This window comes from Leifsonia sp. T36S-04 (assembly GCF_042465655.1).
In the GTDB taxonomy this organism is placed as follows: Bacteria; Actinomycetota; Actinomycetes; order Actinomycetales; family Microbacteriaceae; genus Leifsonia.
The window spans coordinates 3,485,601-3,502,281 of record NZ_CP146286.1 but is presented as its reverse complement, the minus strand read 5'-3'; the positions used below and the strand labels follow the sequence as shown (position 1 = coordinate 3,502,281).

The following is a 16,681-nucleotide window of genomic DNA, read 5'->3' as shown; positions in this document are numbered from 1 at the left end:
CACCGGCTCTTTGTCAGGGCGCGGCAGTAGGGTGACGCCATGGCCGATATCACGAGGCTGCACAGTCGCACCTCGGACCCGGCTGAAGCAGACGCATTGCTCGCCGCGTCCGGCGGGCGCTTCGCCTTCGCATCGCGACCGGATGGCGGCTTCTCCTTCGGCGTCGACCGGGTCTCCGATCCGTCGTTCGCGGTGGGGCGGTACTCCGTCGGTGGCGAGTGGGCGACATCCGGCGAATTCGACGACTTCTGCATCGTCGCCGTCACCGCCGGCTCGTACGGCTGGGAGATCGACGGCGAGCGCGGCGACGGCGCCCGTGCGCCGTTCCTCCTCCGGCCCGGGCACGACTTCGCCTGCGAGGCTGCAGGGACAGAGATCGTGAACGTGTTCCTGTCGCCGGCAGCGCTTCAGGATGTGGCGCGCATCACTCACAACGACGAGGACCTCGCCGTCGTGTTCGACTCGGCGCGCCCGGTCAGCCAGCGCCACTCCGAGTACATTCTGAGGGCGACAACGGTGGCCGCCGAGTACATGGATGGGGGCACGTTCCGGCATCCGCTCGTCCGCGCCAGCCTCTTCCACAGCCTGTCGCAGGCCGTGCTCGAGTGCTTCCCGCTCTCTGCGGACCCTCACGAGCGGCGGCTCAGCCCTGCGGGCCAGCTGGACCGGTACCGCCGCGCCGTGCGCTTCATCGACGAGCACGCCTCACTGCCCATCACGGTCGCCGACATCGTCGCGGCGGCGGGGGCGACCGCAGCGCAGCTGGACGCCGCGTTCCGGACCCACGCCTCCACCACGGCCCGCGGGTACCTCGACCGCGTTCGTCTCGCGGCCGCGCACACCGACCTGGCCGTCTCGGACCCGGCGACCACCGACCTCGTCGAACTCGCCGCGCGCTGGGGATTCGCCGACCTCGACCGCTTCATCCGCCGCTACCGCTCCGCCTACGGCGAGGCTCCGACGCTCGCGCGCTGAGCTGCGCCGGCTGTCCCGAGCGAGTGCCGCGCGTCGGAACGTCCGCTGGTGCGCGCGCCGCAGCATCCGTGACGGGAGGCAGCAGCCGCGCGGCATGCGCGCCGACGCGGTCAGGGCGATGGGAGCGCGCGGTGGGGACGCAGGCCCGGCGCGAGCGGCAGCAGTGCCGCGACGATGGACGCGGTCGTCGCCGCCACGAACGGCCCGCCCGGCCCGAGCGCGTCGCCGAGCACGCCGGCGACCGCGGTGCCGGTCGCCGCGCCGATCAGTCCGGCCGTGTTGAGCCAGCCGAAGGCCTCCGGGGTGGATGACTCCGGCAGCGCCCCGGACACCATCGCGTACAGCGCGGCGAGAGAGGGAGCGAAGCCGGGCACCAGGCCCGCCGCCGCGGTTGCGAGGGCGACTCCCCCGAGGATTGCGGCGAGGCCTCGCGGTCCGATCCGGCGGTGCCCGAACGCGATCCCGCCGATCAGCGATCCGAGGCTCGACGCGGCGATCGCGAGGCCCGCGAGGACGCTGTTCCCGTCGAACCGGGCCACGAGCGCGATCTCGAGCGCCGCGAACGAGACGATCAGCGCGAAGCTCGCGGCGGCGGCCAGCCGGACCGAGCGCGTGAGGAGCACGACGCCCGGCCGCGTCTCACTGCGCGGCAGCCGGACACCCGCCAGATGCGGAGCGAGCAGGAACCAGACCGTGCCGCCGAGCGTGACCGCGGCCGCCAGCACCAGCGGCGCCTGCGTCGACACCGTGCCGCTCAGGATGGTCGCGACGACCGGCCCGGTGATCCAGATGAGTTCCTGGGCCGACGTGTCGAGCGCGAACAGCGCGGGCACCGTGCGGCGCGGGACCAGTCTCGGGTACAGCGCCCGGACGACCGGCATGAGCGGCGGCACCGATGCACCGATCAGCGCGCCGAGCGCGAGCTGAAGCACCGGCAGCGGCGGACCGAACGCGAGCAGCAGCATCCCGGTCGCGTTCACCAGTGCGGCGGCGAGGACCGGCGGCCGGATGCCCAGCACGCCGACCGACCGGCTCACCAGCGGCATCGCGACGGCTTCTCCGACGCTCACGCACGCCACGACGAGCCCGGCCAGCGCGTACGAGCCGCTCGCGTGGCGCACGTGCAGGAGCACCGCGAGCGACAGCATCCCGAGCGGGAAGCGCGCCACCAGCTGCGAGACCGTGACCCGCAGGACGCCGGGGACGCGGACGAGCTCCAGGTACGTCCGCACCCCGCTACTTGCCCACGCCGCCGGCGAGACCGCGCACGAAGTAGCGCTGGCACACGAAGAACAGGATCACCATCGGGAGGGCCGCCATCACCATCCCGGCGAAGACGACCGGATACTGGGTGCCGTTCTTCGACATCATGTCGGCAAGGCCCACGGGAAGGGTCTGCACGCCCGTCCCGCTGGTGAAGATCATCGCGAACAGGTACTCGTTCCAGTTCTGCAGCACGTTCAGCACGATGGTCGTCGCGACGATCGGCATGCTCATCGGCAGGATGATGCGCCAGAACGTGGCCGCACGGGAGGCGCCGTCGATCGAGGCGGCCTCATCCACCTCCCGCGGCAGATCGAGCATGTACGCGCGCATCAGGAAGACGGTGAACGGGATGCGGAAGGCGGTGTAGAGGATGAGCAGGCCGAAGAAGGTGTCGTACAGCCCCCAGGCCTGGAAGAGCTTCACCAGCGGGATCAGGGCGACGGTCGGCGCGAGCATGAGACCGGCCAGCACGATGACGGTGAAGGTGCGGTTCAGCGGGATGCTCACGCGCGTCAGCCCGTACGCCGCCCAGGCACTGATCAGCTCGGTGATGAGCGTCGCGATGACGGTCAGCGAGACGCTCGTGAAGACGAAGTCGCCGACGCCCTGGTTCCAGGCCTTCCCGAAGTTCTGCCAGAGCCACTGGCTCGGCAGTGCGAAGGGGTTGCCGAACAGCTCGGCGTTCGTCTTCAGTGCGTTGGTCACCATCCACAGCAGCGGATAGAGCACCAGGACGGCAAGCGCGATCAGCAGCGCCCACATGAGGGCGACGCGGACGCCGTTGCCGAGACGGGCGAGGATCACCATTCCACTCTCCTCCTGCGCGAGTAGCCGAGCTGGGCCGCGGCGAGCAGCAGCGTGATGACGAAGATGGCCACCCCGATCGCTGCCGCCGAGCCGAAGTCGTTCGTGACGAATCCGGCGTGGTAGAGCCACGTGCCGAGCACCTGGCTGGAGTTGTTCGGGCCGCCGCTCGTCATCACCATGACCTCGTTGAAGACCTGGAACGCGCCGGAGATCGTGACGATCATCATGAGGCCGGTCATCTCGCGCACCAGGGGGAGCGAGACGTTGAAGAAGCGACGGACCGGGCCGACGCCGTCCAGGTTCGCTGCCTCGTACAGCTCCTGAGGGATGCGCTGCAGCGCCACCGAGAACAGCAGGACGCTGTAGCCGAAGCCCTGCCACTGGCTCATCGCGATGATCGCGAAGATGGCGGTGCCTTCATGGCCGAGCCACGCCTGCGAGAACTGGCCGAGGCCGAGGTTGTCGAGGAAGACGTTCAGCAGTCCGGTCTGCGGCTGGTAGATGAAGTAGAACAGCAGGCCGGCGACGGTCAGCGAGATCGCCGACGGGATGAAGTAGATCGCCCGGAATGCCTTCCGCCAGCGGTCGCTCCGCACGCTCTCCACGATCGCGGCGAGAACGAGGGCGCCGAACACCTGGAACACGATGGAGATCCCGGCGTACCAGGCGTTGTTGCCGAGCGCCTGCCAGAAGATCGGGTCCTGGGCGAGCTTGGTGTAGTTGTCCACACCGACGAAGGTCTGCTCACCGCTGTAGATGTTCCACTTCAGGAAGCTGAAGACGATGTTCTGGAGGAGCGGCCAGTAGACGAACACGGCCAGCACGGCCAGCGCCGGGATGAGCCAGACCAGTCCGCGCCAGCGCGCCGCGCCCCGCTTCGCCGCCTTGGGCGCGACGTCTCCCGGGCCCGGGGCCGCACGGCCGCGGTCGAGCCGCGGCCGTACGGGGGCCTGAGGGGCCTGGGCGGTCTGGGTGGTCGTCATTTCGCCTTCTCGGACGCCTGTCGCACGGCCTTCAGAGCGGCCTCGGGGGTGAGGCTGCCGGAGACGAGTCCCTCGGAGACGGAGACCCACGCGTCGCCGACGCTCGGGACGTTGGCCGTGTCGAGCCACACCACGGTGGACTTCGCGTCGTTCACCAGCTTGGTGCCCTCCGCGACTGCGGGCGTCGCGTTCTGGTCGGTGACCACATCCTTCACCGCACTCGGCTGACCGTAGGGCGGAGAGGAGAGCGTCGTCGCGTTCTTCGTGTTCATGACGAACTTCATGAAGTCGAGCGCGAGCGCCGCGTTCTTGCTCTTGTTGTTGATCATGTAGCCCTCGGGAGCGGCCTCCAGCGCCGAGGGGTCACCTGCGGCTCCGGTGGCGGCGGGGAGCTGGAAGATGCCGAACCCGTCCTTGTTGAGCAGGCTGTCCGCGGTGTTCACCGAGTCGAACTCGATGAGCTCCTGGTAGTACATCGCCGCCTTGCCCGTTCCCTGCTGCTGCTGTGCGGTGGTGTACGTGACGCCGTTGGAGTTGGAGCCGTCGCCGGTGCACTCGGTCACCAGCTTCTGGAACTCCTTCATGCCCTGGAGGTATCCGGCATCGGTGTACTTCGCGGTCTTCGGCAGGAGGTCCGCCTGGAGCGCCTTCTGCGGCACGTCGTAGGCGAACAGCTGGCCGAGGTAGTGCAGTCCGGGCCAGCCGTCCTTGTTGCCGAAGGCGATCGGCACGTAGCCGGCGCCCTTGATGGTCGAGCAGTCCGAGATCAGCTCGTCGAGCGACTTCGGCACGTCGAGGCCCAGCTCGGAGAAGATCTTCTTGTTGTAGCCCATGAACTTGCCGTCGACGTACTGCGGGATGCCGTAATACTTGCCGTCGTACTTGAAGGCGTTCAGCGATCCCTCTCCCAGGGTGTCGCCCCAGGCCGTGCCAGGCGCGATGACCGACGTGAGGTCGGCGGCGAGGCCGTTGGCGGCGAAGTTCTCGCCCCAGTTGCCGGCGTAGCTGAAGTAGATGTCGGGGAGCGACTGCGACCCGATCAGGACCTTCTCCTTGTCCTTGATCGCGTTGTCGTCCGTCTCCTGGGCGAGCGTGATCTTCACGCCCGGGTGGAGCTTCTTGTAGTCGGCGACCAGGTTCTCGAAGTACGAACCCAGCGGGTCGCCCGCCGCTGCGGTCAGGATGCTGATGCTGCCGGAGTAGTCCGGCTTGGCCGTGATGTCGGCGGATGCTCCGCCGCCGGACGAGCACGCGGTGAGCGCGAGCGCCAAGGCACCCGCCGCCGCTGCCGTGATGGTGCTGCTCTTCTTCACGCTCATCTCCCGTCGTGCGGGTCGTGCGGCCGGGTTCGTCCGCTGACCCGTCTTTGGATCGTGTCCCGGCCATCCAGCGACCGGTTGCGACGACTATACGTGATTTTGGTACCGGTATCAACACTGCTCAATCCCGCCGCTCCCCCCTCCCGGCCTGGCTCTTCGCCGAAGGGCACGTCGTGGCGCCTATTTCGCAGATTTTGCCGCCACAACGTGCACTTCGATCGGGCGCGGGACACCCGGGCACCCGCGCCCACGCGGGGCGCATCCCGGTGCCGCGGGCCTGAAGTGCACCTAGTGGCGGCTATATCGCCGGTTTAGCCGCCACAACGTGCACTTCGATCGAGGGCGTCAGCGGCGCACGGGCGGCGGGGCGACCGAGTCGCGCTCGATGAGGTCGGCCTCCAGCACGTGCGTGGCGACCGGCGCCTCACTGCCGGCCACGCGCGCCAGCAGGCACTCCGCGGTCAGCTCGCCCAGCTGGTGCATCGGCTGCGCGACGACGAACATCGGCGGCGTCATGACGCTCGCCCACGAGCTGTCGTCGAACCCGATCAGCGAGACGTCCTCAGGGCAGCGCAGCCCCCGCTGCCGTAGGGCGCGCAGCGACCCGGTGAGCGCATCCGTCTCGGTCGCGAAGATCGCGGTCGGTGGGTCCGACAGCGACAGCATCCCGAGCACCGCCCGCGTCGCCTGGGACTCGTTCTTGAGCACATGGGTCACCAGCGACGTGTCGAACGGGATGCCCGCCAGCTCCAGCGCTTCGAGGTAGCCGAGCAGGCGCTCGCCATCGCTCCACAGCGCGTGGTCCAGGATGCGGCGCAGATCGTCCGCATCGGCGGCGGGTTCGTTGGTGACGGGCCCCCACACGAACGCGATCCGCGTGTGCCCCTTTTCGATGAGCGACATCACGGCCTGACGCGACGACTCGCGGTTGTTGATGACGACCGCGTCGGCCTCCACGGTGTCCACGAGCCGGTCGAGCAGCACCAGCGGGATCTCGCGCTTGGCGACGATGTCGAGGTGCGGCAGCGACGCACTCCGGCCGGCCGCAGGCGCAAGTGCGATCCCGTCGACCTGCTTGTCGACGAGGACCTCGATCGCGTCGGCCTCCCGCTGCAGATCCTCGTCGGTGCTGAGCACGAGCACGTCGTAGTCGGCCTTGCGGGCGGCATCACTGATCCCGCGCAGCACCCCGGCGAAGAACGGATTGCCGACGTCCGCCAGCACCACGCCGAGCGTCCGGGTCTCGCCGGTGGTCATGCTCCGGGCGATGGAGTTGGGACGGTAGCCGAGCTCCTTCGCGACGGCCAGGATGCGGTCCCGCGTCTTCGCGCTCACGGAGCCGTAGCCGCCGAGCGTCCGGGCGACGGTCGCGCGGCCCACCCCGGCCGCGGCCGCCACCTCGGAGATCGTCGGAGAAGGGACGCGGTGGTCGCGCTCCGTGGACATCGCCACCCCTTCCTGATCCGGGGCGGTGTCCGCCCTAGCTCGCGTCGCCCGCCGACCCCGCCGCCACCGGAGGAAGCGAGCCGACCCGCACCGTCTCGTCGACCGCGCGCCCGTGACCGAACGCGCCCTCGACCGTGCACTGCAGCGCGGCGAACTGCGCCGCCCGCCGCATCGAGCGATGCAGCGCGGCACCACCGGCCCGCGCATTCCTGCGCCAGCCGGATCGCAGCAATTCAACCACGAACGCGCTCACGTACGCGTCGCCGCATCCCATCGTGTCGACGAACGGGCCGGGCACGGGCGCCGCGTCGGAGTAGTAGTACGCGTCGCCGTCGAACAGCACGGCTCCCTCATCCCCCAGTGTCCCCAGAACCAGCGAGGGGCCGTGCGACGCGATTCGGCGCAGCTCCGCCCAGGTGTCCGTGCGCGAGAGGCCGCCGAGCGAGACCAGGGCCAGATCGATCCACGGGCCGACCGCCTCCAGGTACTCCGGCGTGCGGTACTCCGGCTCGGACGAGAAGTCGTACGAGCGCAGCGTCCGCGTCGAGGCGAGCTTCGGTAACTCCGGGACGATGCCGGAGTAGGCGCTCGAGTGCACGAGCGAGAAGCCGGAGGCGTAGCGGAGGTCGTCCTCGCCGAGCCGCACCGGATCGCTCAGAGTGACCCCGCCGTGATTCCAGCCGAGGAACCGCCGCTCCCCCTCGACGGTCTCGATCTCGGTCACGCCGTTGGGACCCGGGCGCACCGAGGACCGCGAGGTGTCGACCCCGCAGTCCTCGATGGCCTGCCGCACGAAGCGCCCCTGCTCATCGTCGCCGAACACCCCCAGGTACGCGGCCTCGGCGCCGAGCTGCCGGGCGAACACCGCGACGTTCACGGCATTCCCTCCCGGGTACTCGACCCCGCGGTCGACGAACCGGTCGACGATGTTGTCCCCGAGACCGAGGACGCGCACCGTGCTCATCGGTGGCCGCTCAGTACGCTACGACGCGGTAGTAGCGGCGCAGGTCGAGGGAGTGGTCGCGCACCTGGGCGAGGTGCTTGCTGAACCGGTTGACGACCGCATCCACGACGATCGGTGCCAGGACGCCGCGGAACTCGTCGCTCACGCCGGGCAGCGCGTAGTCCTTCGTGTCGATGACGGTGACGTCGTCGCTGTACTCCGTGGAGAACGCGATCACCCGGTCGGTGAGCGGCCGGGTCTCATCCTCACCGGCGAACACGATGATGCTGGTGTCCTTCTCGATGAGCTCGAGCGAGCCGTGGAAGAACTCGGCCGCGTGCACGCGAGTGGTCTTCAGCCACTGCATCTCCTCGAGGATGCACATCGAGTACAGGTAGGTGAAGCCCCAGAGCTGACCTGCTCCGGTGAGGAAGTGATAGTCGTTGTCGGCGTGCTTGCGGGCGAAGGCCTCGCCGATCGGGTCGGCCTGCTCGGTGACGGCGATGAGGGCCTCGGGAAGCGCCTCCAGGTCCTTCACCAGCCGGTCGTAGCCCTCGAACTCGCCGCGCAGCGACAGGAACTTGGCCGCGAACGTGAGGAACTGGACGTCGAACGGCCACGCCTTCGGCGCCGAGAGCAGCACCTCGTCGACGGCCGATGCGATCGGGCTCTCCGGGTAGCCGGTGAAGCCGACGGTCAGCGCGCCCTTCTCGCGGGCGAACTCCACGCACTCCAGGATGTCCTCGGTCGTACCCGAGACGGAGGCGAAGATCGCGACCGAGTCCGGGCCGAACTGGGGGTCCGGCGCGAGCAGGAACTCCTTGCCGATGACGGCGCGCACCGGGAACGCCGAGTGCGTCTGGAAGAAGCGCTCGTAGGGCAGCGCCGCGGCGTAGGTGCCGCCGGCGCCGATGAAGTAGATGTTCTTCCAGCGACCGGCGCTGACGCGCTCGGCCAGCTCCTCGATCTGGGGTCGGAGCGCGACCGTGCTCCGCACCTGCTCCAGGTATTCCTCTTCGTTGAAGCCCAGCATGTGTCTCCCTTCACCGATCCGTATTTGGTACCGGTATCAATTCGTCTCAATGCTGGCACAGGCCGAGCCCGGGCGCAACATCCACTCGCCCCGCCCCGCCGCACCTCGCCCCCGCCCTCGGCTCGCTGCTCGAGTGGTGAGTCGTTGCTCCCATCGGCGACGAATTGCGATCAGACGTCGCCACTCGGCACGGTGGGCGACTGCGTACCCCGCGACGGCGATGGATGCATCCCCCTGTGACGCGTTCCCGGCCGGTGGTTGCGTGGAGGCATGCCAGAGAATCAGTACACCTTCGACAACCCCGTGGACCGCTACCCCACCATCACGCCCGACGCGAAGCAGGTGCCCGAGCCGGGCCTCGAGAGCGACCTGCAGCCGCGGGCCGACCTGGGCGAGGACAGCTACGTCGGCTCCGGCCGTCTGACCGGCCGCAAGGCCGTGGTGACCGGGGGCGACTCCGGGATCGGCGCCGCCACCGCCATCGCGTTCGCTCGCGAGGGCGCCGACGTGGCGATCGTCTACCTGCCCGAGGAGGACGAGGACGCCCAGCGCATCGCCGGCCTGATCCGGGACGCGGGACGCACCGCCGTCACGATCGCGGGCGACCTCAAGGACCGCGCTTTCAGCGACGAGATCGTCTCGCGCGCCGTGGACGAGCTCGGCGGGATCGACATCCTCGTCAACAACGCCGGCAAGCAGATCGCTCAGGAGAGCCTGACCGACATCACCGACGAGCAGTTCGACCACACGATGAAGACGAACATCTACGGGATGTTCTGGCTGACGCGCGCAGCGCTGCCCCACCTGCCCGCGGGCGCGACGATCATCAACACCACGTCCATCCAGGCGTACCAGCCGGGTGAGCAGCTCGTCGACTACGCCACCACGAAGGCCGCGATCAACGCCTTCACCAAGGCGCTCGCGCAGCAGTTGGCGCCGAAGGGGATCCGCGTGAACGCGATCGCTCCCGGCCCGGTCTGGACACCGCTCCAGGTCAGCAAGGGACAGCTCCCCGAGGCGATTCCCGAGTTCGGGCTGGAGACTCCGATCGGCCGGGCCGGGCAGCCCGCCGAGCTCGCGCCGGCGTACGTCTTCCTCGCCTCGCCGGAGTCGAGCTACGTGCTCGGCGAGACGCTGGCCGTCACCGGCGGTATGCCGACGCCGTAGCGGCCGCGCGGGCAGGCGGGAGCCGGGCGCCTATCGAAGGAGAACAGGGCCGAATTCTCCTTCGATAGGCAGTACTGAAGGAGATTCGAACGGCAGACGGCCGAATCTCCGACGGTGGGCGGGGCGACCGCAGCGCGGGCGGGCGCCGCGGCGGAGTCAGCGGGCGGCGAGGCGGCGGCGGCGCTGGCGGCGCACTGCCAGCGGCAGCACCACCCAGATCACGATCAGCACCACGAAGACGCAGCCCGCGGCCGTGATGCCGGCCGGCGGTCCGAGCAGGAAATCCACGATGAACAGCACGATTCCTGTGAACAGCAGGGACGCAGCGGCGAGGCACACGATCAGGATCTTGCTCGCGAGCCCGACCAGCTCGACCTTGGCGCCTTGCCGGAAGAGCAGGCGGTGGAGGCTGACCGGGGACAACGCGAGCAGGGTGACCGTGACGGCCAGGAACACGAGCACCAGGTAAACGCCGACGTCGAACGGCGCCAGCTCGGCGAACCGCTGCTGAAACGGCAGGGTCAGCAGAAAAGCAGCAAGGATCTGCGTCCCGGTCTGGAGCACGCGGAACTCCTGCAGCAGCTCGTTCCAGTTGCGGTCGGCGCGCTGCGTGGAGGACTCGTTGCGACCATCACCCGGGGCGACGTCGACGCCATCATCCGTCGTCATGCAGGAACCCTATCCCGCCCCGGAGCCGGTGATCCGCTGCTCGGCCACGATGCCGTCCTCGTCAGGTGTCGGTTCGGAAGTGCATCGCTTTGTGGCTGCCGTCGCAGAACGGCTTGATGGTCGAGATGCCGCACCGGCACAGGGCCACGGTTCGGCGGTGCTGCTCGATCGGGGTGCCGTCCGGCGTGGTCAGCTCGATCTGGCCACGGACGAGCAGCGGGCCGTCGGGGCAGGCGACGATCACCGGCTGCTCTTCGTGGCGTGTCATGCGAGCACCCCTGCGGGCTGACGCAGCGAGCTGCGCCCGGCCTCGAAGCTCTCCAGCATGTGCAGGCCGGCGAGGCCGTCGACGTAGAGGCATGCCGTCGCGCCGAAGACGATGTCGGGCAGGAGTTCGGGTTGCTGCTCCGCGAGTCCGCCCGCCAGGTCGCGGCCGGCGATCTGTTCGTGGACGGCGTCCGCCTCCACGTGCTCGTCGTAGTACCAGGTCACGTCCTCGCCGTGGCCGAGCCGGCGGAAGGCGTTCCCGTAGAACCGGTTCGGGATCGACGAGGTCATTTCGAAGGCCGCCAGGTGGCCGGTGATCGCCCCGCGGAGGCTGCGGTTGAGGCCGAACATCGACATCATCGTGAACGAGGCGAGCGTGATCGCGGGGACGTTGTCGACGTAGGCGCCGTAGCTGTCGTCGAGGCCGAGGTTGCGCATCGTCCGGCCGAAGATCTCGGCGTGGATGCGCTCCGGCCTGCCGCTGCCGTACTCGTCGGACTGCACCTCCACCAGCGCAGCCTTGGCCCGCCCGGTCAGGCGCGGGATCGCCCACGAGTGCGGGTCCGCCTCCTTGCGCGTGTAGATGGAGCGGTGGATGACGAACTCGACGGCCTGCTCCTCGGTCGCCTTCTTGGCGAGGAAACGGGAGAGACTCGGCCCAGCGTCCTCGGACGTGAGGTCGAAGAGGTAGGCGGCGACGGCGTCCGCGGTGGGCTCGGGCAGGTCGCCCACCGGGATACGCTCGCGCAGCTGCCGTTCGAAGACGCGCTCGATGGCGCGGCGGGTGCGAAGGAGTTCCGGGTTCCACTCCCATTCGTCGTCGGCGTCGACGGTGTCGCCGTAGTGGAGTCCGTACAACAGGAACAGGGTCAGCTGGAGGTCCTCGTCGGTGAGGAGGTCCGGCTCGCCATGGAGGGCGACGGTGGCACGGTCGGAGAGGCGGTCGAGTAGGTCGGATGCGGCGGACGGCTCCGTCAGCAGCGCCTCCAGCAGCGCCTCGCTCACCGGCCCCCGCGGGGTGATACGTGGTGTCATCTTCCCAAGCAACCGGGGTCCGAGCAGCCCGTCAACCGGTTGCCAGAGCGCCGCTTCGGTGCGTCCTGTCGGCGCCGAGAGGTGAGTGGATGTCGTTACGCGCGTGAGTGGTGACGTCTTGTCGCAACTCGGCGGGGCGGCGGGGCGGGATGCGGCGCGGGACGCGGCGGCGCAGCTCGCGAAGCGGCGTGGCGGCGCGCAGCAGTCTGCCGTCGGAGTAGCGTACGCCGCCGCGGAGGCGCGCGCCGACCGCGAGCCAGACGCAGACGGCCCGTTCCGCTAGCCACGCGGGTGCCCAGAGCGCGGCGGTGGCCGGGAACAGCCGGCGACCGCCGGCGCGGCGGCGTCCCGCCTCGGCGAGCGCCGCGACCGCGACAACCCCGGCGAGGATCCGTTTCGGTCGCCGCAGCGAGACCAGCACGAGCGGGAGCAGGGCCAGCTCGGCCAGCAGCCGCACCGGCTGGGCGAAGTCGTCGTAGGCCTGCCGTACCCGCTGGCGCAGGAGATGGCTCAGGGCAGGGGGCCGTCGGGCGACCCCGATGCGGTCGGCCGCGACGACGGTCCCGCCGGCGGCCAGGACGGTCCGGATGAGCTCCAGGTTCTCGAACAGCACATCGCCGTCGTAGCCCCCGGCCTCGACGACCGTGCGCCGCCGGACCGCGAGGGTGCCCGGGTAGTCGTGCCCGAGTGCACGGTTCAGGAGGCTGCGGCCGGTGTCCCAGCGCGCATGCCAGGGGGACGGGACGAACACGTTCTGCGGGCGCACGAGGTCGGCCGCGTCGAGCATCCCGACGACCGCGCGCAGTGCACCCTCGTCATACCGGACGTCGTCATCCGCGATCACCACCCGGTCATGCCGGGCCGCGTGGATGCCGGTCATGACCCCGGCGACCTTGCCGTTGCGGCCCGGTCTCGGCGAGACCGGGAGATGACGGACCCCCGGCGGGAGCGCCCGGGCGTGGGCCGCGAACAGCGCGGGCTCCGATCCGTCGACCACGGTGACGTCGATCAGTTCGCGCAGCCCGCTGAGATAGCCGACCAGTTCGTCGAGCCCTGCGTCATCCGACCAGCGCAGCGGCAGCACGTACTCCGCGTCGCGCGGGGTGCCGCGGTTGCCGTCGTGGTCGTCGAACGTCCGGCCGGAGGGGTTGGCAGTGGTCATGATGACTCCCATGCGTCATCATCCAGCCAACCCGCGTGGCGCAGACCAGGGCAGGGCTTGACAATTCGCCCTCTGCCCAGAGACCGGCCCTGGGCGTAACCGCCTTCGGTGGTTACACTCCCGGGACGCTGTGGGCCGGCTCGTCCCGGCTGAAGCCCGCGGTCGCCTCTTCGTACGTCGTGTGGCGACGAGCTGGGTGGGAGTCGGCGGGCGGCGGTACCTCGGTCTTGCTGAGGGCGTGCAGCACCAGCTGCTCGACGAGGGCGGCCGCGGTCGTCTCCCGCGAGCGGGCGATCCTTACCAGTGCGGCATACTCGCGCTCGCCCAGACGGATGGTGAGGGGCATCCCGGCCGGTGCGCGGCCCGGCCCATGAACGGACGCCGGTTCCGCGATTTCGGTCCCGTGAGATTCCTTCATATCTGAAGGCTCTCATAAGAGAGCGCTCTCGTCACCTGTTTTCTTGTTCGCGTAGCGCACACGGCTCCGGAGCGGCCGTTGCACCCCTCGCCGCCCCGCCTGGATGATCAAACCGTCGCGTGTCCTGCGCCGTCCGATTCCCCCCGGTCCCTGGCGGCGCGCGGCCGCGGCACCTACGCGGCGGGGTCCCGGTCTTCGGGTGGCCAGGACCCCGCCGTCAACAGGTCCAGGCCCTCCTGCAGCCGTCCCCTCACCTCCGCGAGCGGCACGAGCCCGTCGCCGAGCGAGAGCGCCATCGCCGCCGATGCAGCCGCTCCGACGATGTGGTGGATGCGCGGGTCGCGCGCGTCCTCGCCCAGCGCACGCTGCGCAGACTCCGCCGCTGCGGCGAGGCTCGTTGCCGCTCTCGCCCGCTCGTCCCCGTCCGGCCGCTGTGCGCCGAGAGCCGCGATCGCGTCCCGGAGGGCCGGCTCCAGCAGACGGACGAGGGTCGTGCGCGCGTCGGTCATCCGGCCGCCTCTCCGCCCGCCTGGCCCGCCGCCTCGCCGCCCGCCTTCATGCGCCCGGAGAGGGCAGCATCCAGAGTGGCCAGCAGCACAGCCGGGGTGAACGGCTTGGCCAGGAAATGCGCGCCGTTCCGCTCGACCGCCGCGCGGGGACCCGGCCCCGGGAGCATCCCGCTCATCAGGACGACCGCGGCATGCGGCTGTTCGGCGGCGAGCCGGCGGGCGATGGCATCGCCCTGCACACCGGGCATCATCACGTCGGTCAGCACCGCGTCGAAACGACGCCCCTGGGTGAGCAGCTCCAGCGCCTCCCTCCCCTGCGCGACCTCGGTCACGAAGCCGCGCTGGTCGAGCGTCTGCCGCACGAGCTCGCAGATCGCCGGCTCATCATCCACGACCAGGATGCGACGGCCGCGTCCCGGCCCGGGCGCCGGCGCATCCGGTCGGTGCACCCAGACATCGTTCATCGCGACGGCCGCCAGCTCGAATCCGATCGTCGTGCCACGACCCGGTGCCGTCTGTACCTCCAGCTCCCCGCCGTGCGACTTCACAATGGCTGCCGAGGTCGGCAGCCCGAGCCCGGTTCCGCTCTCCTTGGTGGTGAAGAACGGCTCCAGGATGTGCGAGGCGGTCGCCTCATCCATCCCTGCCCCGGTGTCGCCGACCTCCACCCGCACGACGCCGCCCCGCTCCCGCGCGCTGATCGTGAGGACACCGCCCTCCGGCATCGCGTCACGCGCGTTGGTCACGAGGTTCACCAGGACCTGGAACAGCTCGGTCTCGTCCCCGGAGACCGTCGGCAGCGTCTCCGGCGACTCGACGCGGAGGTCGATCGACCTCGGCAGCGTCTCGCGGCAGAACCGTCCGACTTCCCCGAGCAGGGCCACCACATCCACCGGCCCCCGCGTGCCCTGGGACCCCCGGGCGAACGACAGCACCTGGCGGATCATCGCCGCACCGCGCTGGGCGGCAGCGTCCAGCGCGTCGAGCATCTCGCGCTTGCGCGGGTCGTCCTCGTCCTGCCGGAGCAGCTGGACCGACATCAGGATGGGCGTCAACACATTGTTCAGGTCGTGGGCGATGCCGCCGGCGAGGGTGCCCAGGCTCTCCAGTCGCTGCGCCCGGATGTGCCGTTCCTGCTCGAGGCGGTGCGCGGTGATGTCCGAGTTGACGGCGAACACCGTCACCTGACCGTCGTCCCCACGCGACAGCTGCCACCGGCAGTCGGCGACGATCAGAGCGCCGTCGGCGCGGCGCTGCCGCAGCTCCCCCACCCAGTAGCCGTCGCGCAGCAGGGACGCCGCGGCCGCATCGAACTCCTGCGGATCGTCGTAGATCAGGTCGCGGACCGAGCGGCCCACCGCCTCCGCGGCCGGGATGCCGTAGATCGTCTCGGCGCCGCCGTTCCAGTAGCGGACCACGCCCTGAAGATCGCGCACCACGATGGCGTCGCGCGCCGCGTCGAGCAGGGCCGCCTGCGACGCCACCCGTCGGGTGTACTCCTCGAGCTTCTCGCGTGCCCGCTGGTCCTCCGTGACGTCGCGGACGATGATCGCGATGCCCTCCTCGGTGGGATGCGCGTCCACCTCGAACCAGCAGCCCCAGTCGGGAGCGAACGCCCGCGCACTCCCCGCGACGCCGCGGTCCATCGCGTCCCGGTAGATCGGCTCGAACGGGCTGCCGAGGGTGGTGGGAAGCATCTCCCACAGCGTGTGATCGCGGAGCCGCGCCTCGTCGATCCCGGCGAGCTGCAGCGCCCACGAGTTGGCGAACGTGAACCGCCACTCCCGGTCGACGAACCCGATCGCGTCGTGCACCTGGTCGAGGGAGCTGCGCAGCAGGCGGGCCATCGCCCGCTGCTCCTCCCGGTGCCGCACGAGTGCCGTCACGTCGTGGAACGCACCGTGCACGCGGACGATGTGACCGTTCTCGTCCCGCTCGGCCTCCCCGACCAGGTGAGCGTGCATCCGGCGCCCGGAAGCGTCGACGATCGTCGCGTGAAGGTCGAGCGGGTCACCGTGCACGATCGTCCGTTCGAACGCACGCGAGACGGCGGTCCGGTCCTGCGGCTCGAACAGAGCGAGGGCCTCCGCATCGACCGGGATGCGGCCGGGTTGCATCCCGAGCAGCCGGAAGAGCCCCTCGCTCCACTCGATCCGGCCGGTCTCCACATCGACGAACCACCCGGCGAACCCGGCGATCCGCGCCGCCATGCGGACGAGGGCCTCGTTGCCCGCCGCCGCGGCCGCCGACCGCTCCACGTCTCCGATGTCGCGGGCGATGGCGAGGACCGCCACCACCTCCCGGTCTTCACCGCGCAGCGGGATGATCGTCACGTCGAGGAGCCGGACCGTGTTCTCCGGCGTCACGATGCGGGTCACGTAGCGGCGGTTCTCACCCGCCACCGTCTCCCGGAACCGCGCCATCGTCGACTCGACGGCGTCGGGATGCAGCAGGCGCGAGAACTCCATACCCTCCAGCTGCTCGGCCGGATACCCGGTCAGGTCGGCCAGCGCGGCGTTGCACTCGATGAACGTCCCTGACACATCGACCACGCAGACGCCATCGGGATGGCCGTGGATGAGGGCGTCGAGGCCGTTCAGGCGGAGCGCTTCGGACGGGGTCGTCATGGCAGGGTTCGGAACTGGCGGGGCATGGGAGGGATTGTAGGCGCAGGGGGCGGCC

Annotated in this window: 16 protein-coding genes; 2 read left to right on the top strand and 14 right to left on the bottom strand. The window is 70.1% G+C overall.

Features of this window, described 5'->3' with window-relative positions:
- The first annotated feature begins 39 nt into the window (after positions 1-39).
- Positions 40-975: a helix-turn-helix domain-containing protein gene (locus P3F85_RS17180; protein WP_374009056.1), complete on the top strand. Its 936-nt coding sequence runs from the start codon at positions 40-42 to the stop codon at positions 973-975.
- A gap of 110 nt (positions 976-1,085) precedes the next feature.
- Here the strand turns inward: P3F85_RS17180 and P3F85_RS17175 are convergent, their stop codons facing one another.
- The 7 genes from P3F85_RS17175 to P3F85_RS17145 all read right to left on the bottom strand — a co-directional run bounded on the left by P3F85_RS17175 (position 1,086) and on the right by P3F85_RS17145 (position 8,772).
- Positions 1,086-2,207, bottom strand: a complete 1,122-nt coding sequence (locus P3F85_RS17175; protein ID WP_374009055.1) for an MFS transporter — start codon at positions 2,205-2,207, stop codon at positions 1,086-1,088.
- Between the two features lie 4 nt (positions 2,208-2,211).
- Complete coding sequence (locus P3F85_RS17170; RefSeq protein ID WP_374009054.1) at positions 2,212-3,048, bottom strand: carbohydrate ABC transporter permease; 837 nt, start codon at positions 3,046-3,048, stop codon at positions 2,212-2,214.
- A complete protein-coding gene (locus tag P3F85_RS17165) occupies positions 3,042-4,031 on the bottom strand; it encodes a carbohydrate ABC transporter permease (protein ID WP_374009053.1) in 990 nt (329 codons plus the stop codon). The genes P3F85_RS17170 and P3F85_RS17165 overlap by 7 nt, the downstream gene beginning before the upstream one ends.
- On the bottom strand, positions 4,028-5,350 hold the full coding sequence (locus P3F85_RS17160; protein WP_374009052.1) for an ABC transporter substrate-binding protein: 1,323 nt from the start codon (positions 5,348-5,350) through the stop codon (positions 4,028-4,030). The genes P3F85_RS17165 and P3F85_RS17160 overlap by 4 nt, the downstream gene beginning before the upstream one ends.
- 345 nt (positions 5,351-5,695) lie before the next feature.
- Complete coding sequence (locus tag P3F85_RS17155) at positions 5,696-6,796, bottom strand: LacI family DNA-binding transcriptional regulator (protein WP_374009051.1); 1,101 nt, start codon at positions 6,794-6,796, stop codon at positions 5,696-5,698.
- 34 nt (positions 6,797-6,830) lie between these two features.
- Positions 6,831-7,760, bottom strand: coding sequence for a PfkB family carbohydrate kinase (locus P3F85_RS17150; protein WP_374009050.1), 930 nt, complete (start codon positions 7,758-7,760; stop codon positions 6,831-6,833).
- A 10-nt stretch (positions 7,761-7,770) separates the two neighbouring features.
- Positions 7,771-8,772 (bottom strand): SIS domain-containing protein, encoded by a 1,002-nt coding sequence (locus P3F85_RS17145; protein WP_374009049.1) that lies wholly within the window; start codon positions 8,770-8,772, stop codon positions 7,771-7,773.
- 270 nt (positions 8,773-9,042) lie between these two features.
- Here P3F85_RS17145 and P3F85_RS17140 point away from each other — a divergent pair, with 270 nt between their 5' ends.
- A complete protein-coding gene (locus P3F85_RS17140) occupies positions 9,043-9,939 on the top strand; it encodes a glucose 1-dehydrogenase (RefSeq protein ID WP_374009048.1) in 897 nt (298 codons plus the stop codon).
- A 156-nt stretch (positions 9,940-10,095) separates the two neighbouring features.
- Here the strand turns inward: P3F85_RS17140 and P3F85_RS17135 are convergent, their stop codons facing one another.
- The 7 genes from P3F85_RS17135 to P3F85_RS17105 all read right to left on the bottom strand — a co-directional run bounded on the left by P3F85_RS17135 (position 10,096) and on the right by P3F85_RS17105 (position 16,626).
- On the bottom strand, positions 10,096-10,608 hold the full coding sequence (locus tag P3F85_RS17135) for a DUF6328 family protein (protein WP_374009047.1): 513 nt from the start codon (positions 10,606-10,608) through the stop codon (positions 10,096-10,098).
- Positions 10,609-10,669: 61 nt separating this feature from the next.
- Entirely contained in the window at positions 10,670-10,876 is a 207-nt protein-coding gene (locus P3F85_RS17130; protein ID WP_374009046.1) for a CDGSH iron-sulfur domain-containing protein, read from the bottom strand.
- Positions 10,873-11,910: an iron-containing redox enzyme family protein gene (locus tag P3F85_RS17125; RefSeq protein ID WP_374009045.1), complete on the bottom strand. Its 1,038-nt coding sequence runs from the start codon at positions 11,908-11,910 to the stop codon at positions 10,873-10,875. Before P3F85_RS17125 ends, P3F85_RS17130 begins: the two co-directional genes overlap by 4 nt.
- 31 nt (positions 11,911-11,941) lie before the next feature.
- The gene (locus tag P3F85_RS17120) at positions 11,942-13,072 is read right to left on the bottom strand and encodes a glycosyltransferase family 2 protein (RefSeq protein ID WP_374009044.1); all 1,131 of its coding nucleotides are present in this window, start codon (positions 13,070-13,072) and stop codon (positions 11,942-11,944) included.
- A gap of 112 nt (positions 13,073-13,184) precedes the next feature.
- Positions 13,185-13,490 carry a hypothetical protein gene (locus tag P3F85_RS17115; RefSeq protein WP_374009043.1) on the bottom strand — a complete coding sequence of 102 codons (306 nt, stop codon included), beginning with the start codon at positions 13,488-13,490 and terminating at the stop codon, positions 13,185-13,187.
- A gap of 173 nt (positions 13,491-13,663) precedes the next feature.
- Positions 13,664-13,999 (bottom strand): hypothetical protein, encoded by a 336-nt coding sequence (locus tag P3F85_RS17110; protein WP_374009042.1) that lies wholly within the window; start codon positions 13,997-13,999, stop codon positions 13,664-13,666.
- Complete coding sequence (locus P3F85_RS17105; RefSeq protein ID WP_374009041.1) at positions 13,996-16,626, bottom strand: PAS domain S-box protein; 2,631 nt, start codon at positions 16,624-16,626, stop codon at positions 13,996-13,998. The genes P3F85_RS17110 and P3F85_RS17105 overlap by 4 nt, the downstream gene beginning before the upstream one ends.
- Positions 16,627-16,681 lie beyond the last annotated feature (55 nt).

Coding starts and splice junctions, on each gene's coding strand:
- P3F85_RS17135 (WP_374009047.1), bottom strand. CDS start 10,608: ATGACGACGGATGATGGCGTCGACGTCGCCCCGGGTGATGGTCGCAAC.
- P3F85_RS17155 (WP_374009051.1), bottom strand. CDS start 6,796: ATGTCCACGGAGCGCGACCACCGCGTCCCTTCTCCGACGATCTCCGAG.
- P3F85_RS17165 (WP_374009053.1), bottom strand. CDS start 4,031: ATGACGACCACCCAGACCGCCCAGGCCCCTCAGGCCCCCGTACGGCCG.
- P3F85_RS17125 (WP_374009045.1), bottom strand. CDS start 11,910: ATGACACCACGTATCACCCCGCGGGGGCCGGTGAGCGAGGCGCTGCTG.
- P3F85_RS17120 (WP_374009044.1), bottom strand. CDS start 13,072: ATGACCACTGCCAACCCCTCCGGCCGGACGTTCGACGACCACGACGGC.
- P3F85_RS17110 (WP_374009042.1), bottom strand. CDS start 13,999: ATGACCGACGCGCGCACGACCCTCGTCCGTCTGCTGGAGCCGGCCCTC.
- P3F85_RS17170 (WP_374009054.1), bottom strand. CDS start 3,048: ATGGTGATCCTCGCCCGTCTCGGCAACGGCGTCCGCGTCGCCCTCATG.
- P3F85_RS17105 (WP_374009041.1), bottom strand. CDS start 16,626: ATGACGACCCCGTCCGAAGCGCTCCGCCTGAACGGCCTCGACGCCCTC.
- P3F85_RS17130 (WP_374009046.1), bottom strand. CDS start 10,876: ATGACACGCCACGAAGAGCAGCCGGTGATCGTCGCCTGCCCCGACGGC.
- P3F85_RS17145 (WP_374009049.1), bottom strand. CDS start 8,772: ATGCTGGGCTTCAACGAAGAGGAATACCTGGAGCAGGTGCGGAGCACG.
- P3F85_RS17115 (WP_374009043.1), bottom strand. CDS start 13,490: ATGAAGGAATCTCACGGGACCGAAATCGCGGAACCGGCGTCCGTTCAT.
- P3F85_RS17180 (WP_374009056.1), top strand. CDS start 40: ATGGCCGATATCACGAGGCTGCACAGTCGCACCTCGGACCCGGCTGAA.
- P3F85_RS17160 (WP_374009052.1), bottom strand. CDS start 5,350: ATGAGCGTGAAGAAGAGCAGCACCATCACGGCAGCGGCGGCGGGTGCC.
- P3F85_RS17140 (WP_374009048.1), top strand. CDS start 9,043: ATGCCAGAGAATCAGTACACCTTCGACAACCCCGTGGACCGCTACCCC.
- P3F85_RS17150 (WP_374009050.1), bottom strand. CDS start 7,760: ATGAGCACGGTGCGCGTCCTCGGTCTCGGGGACAACATCGTCGACCGG.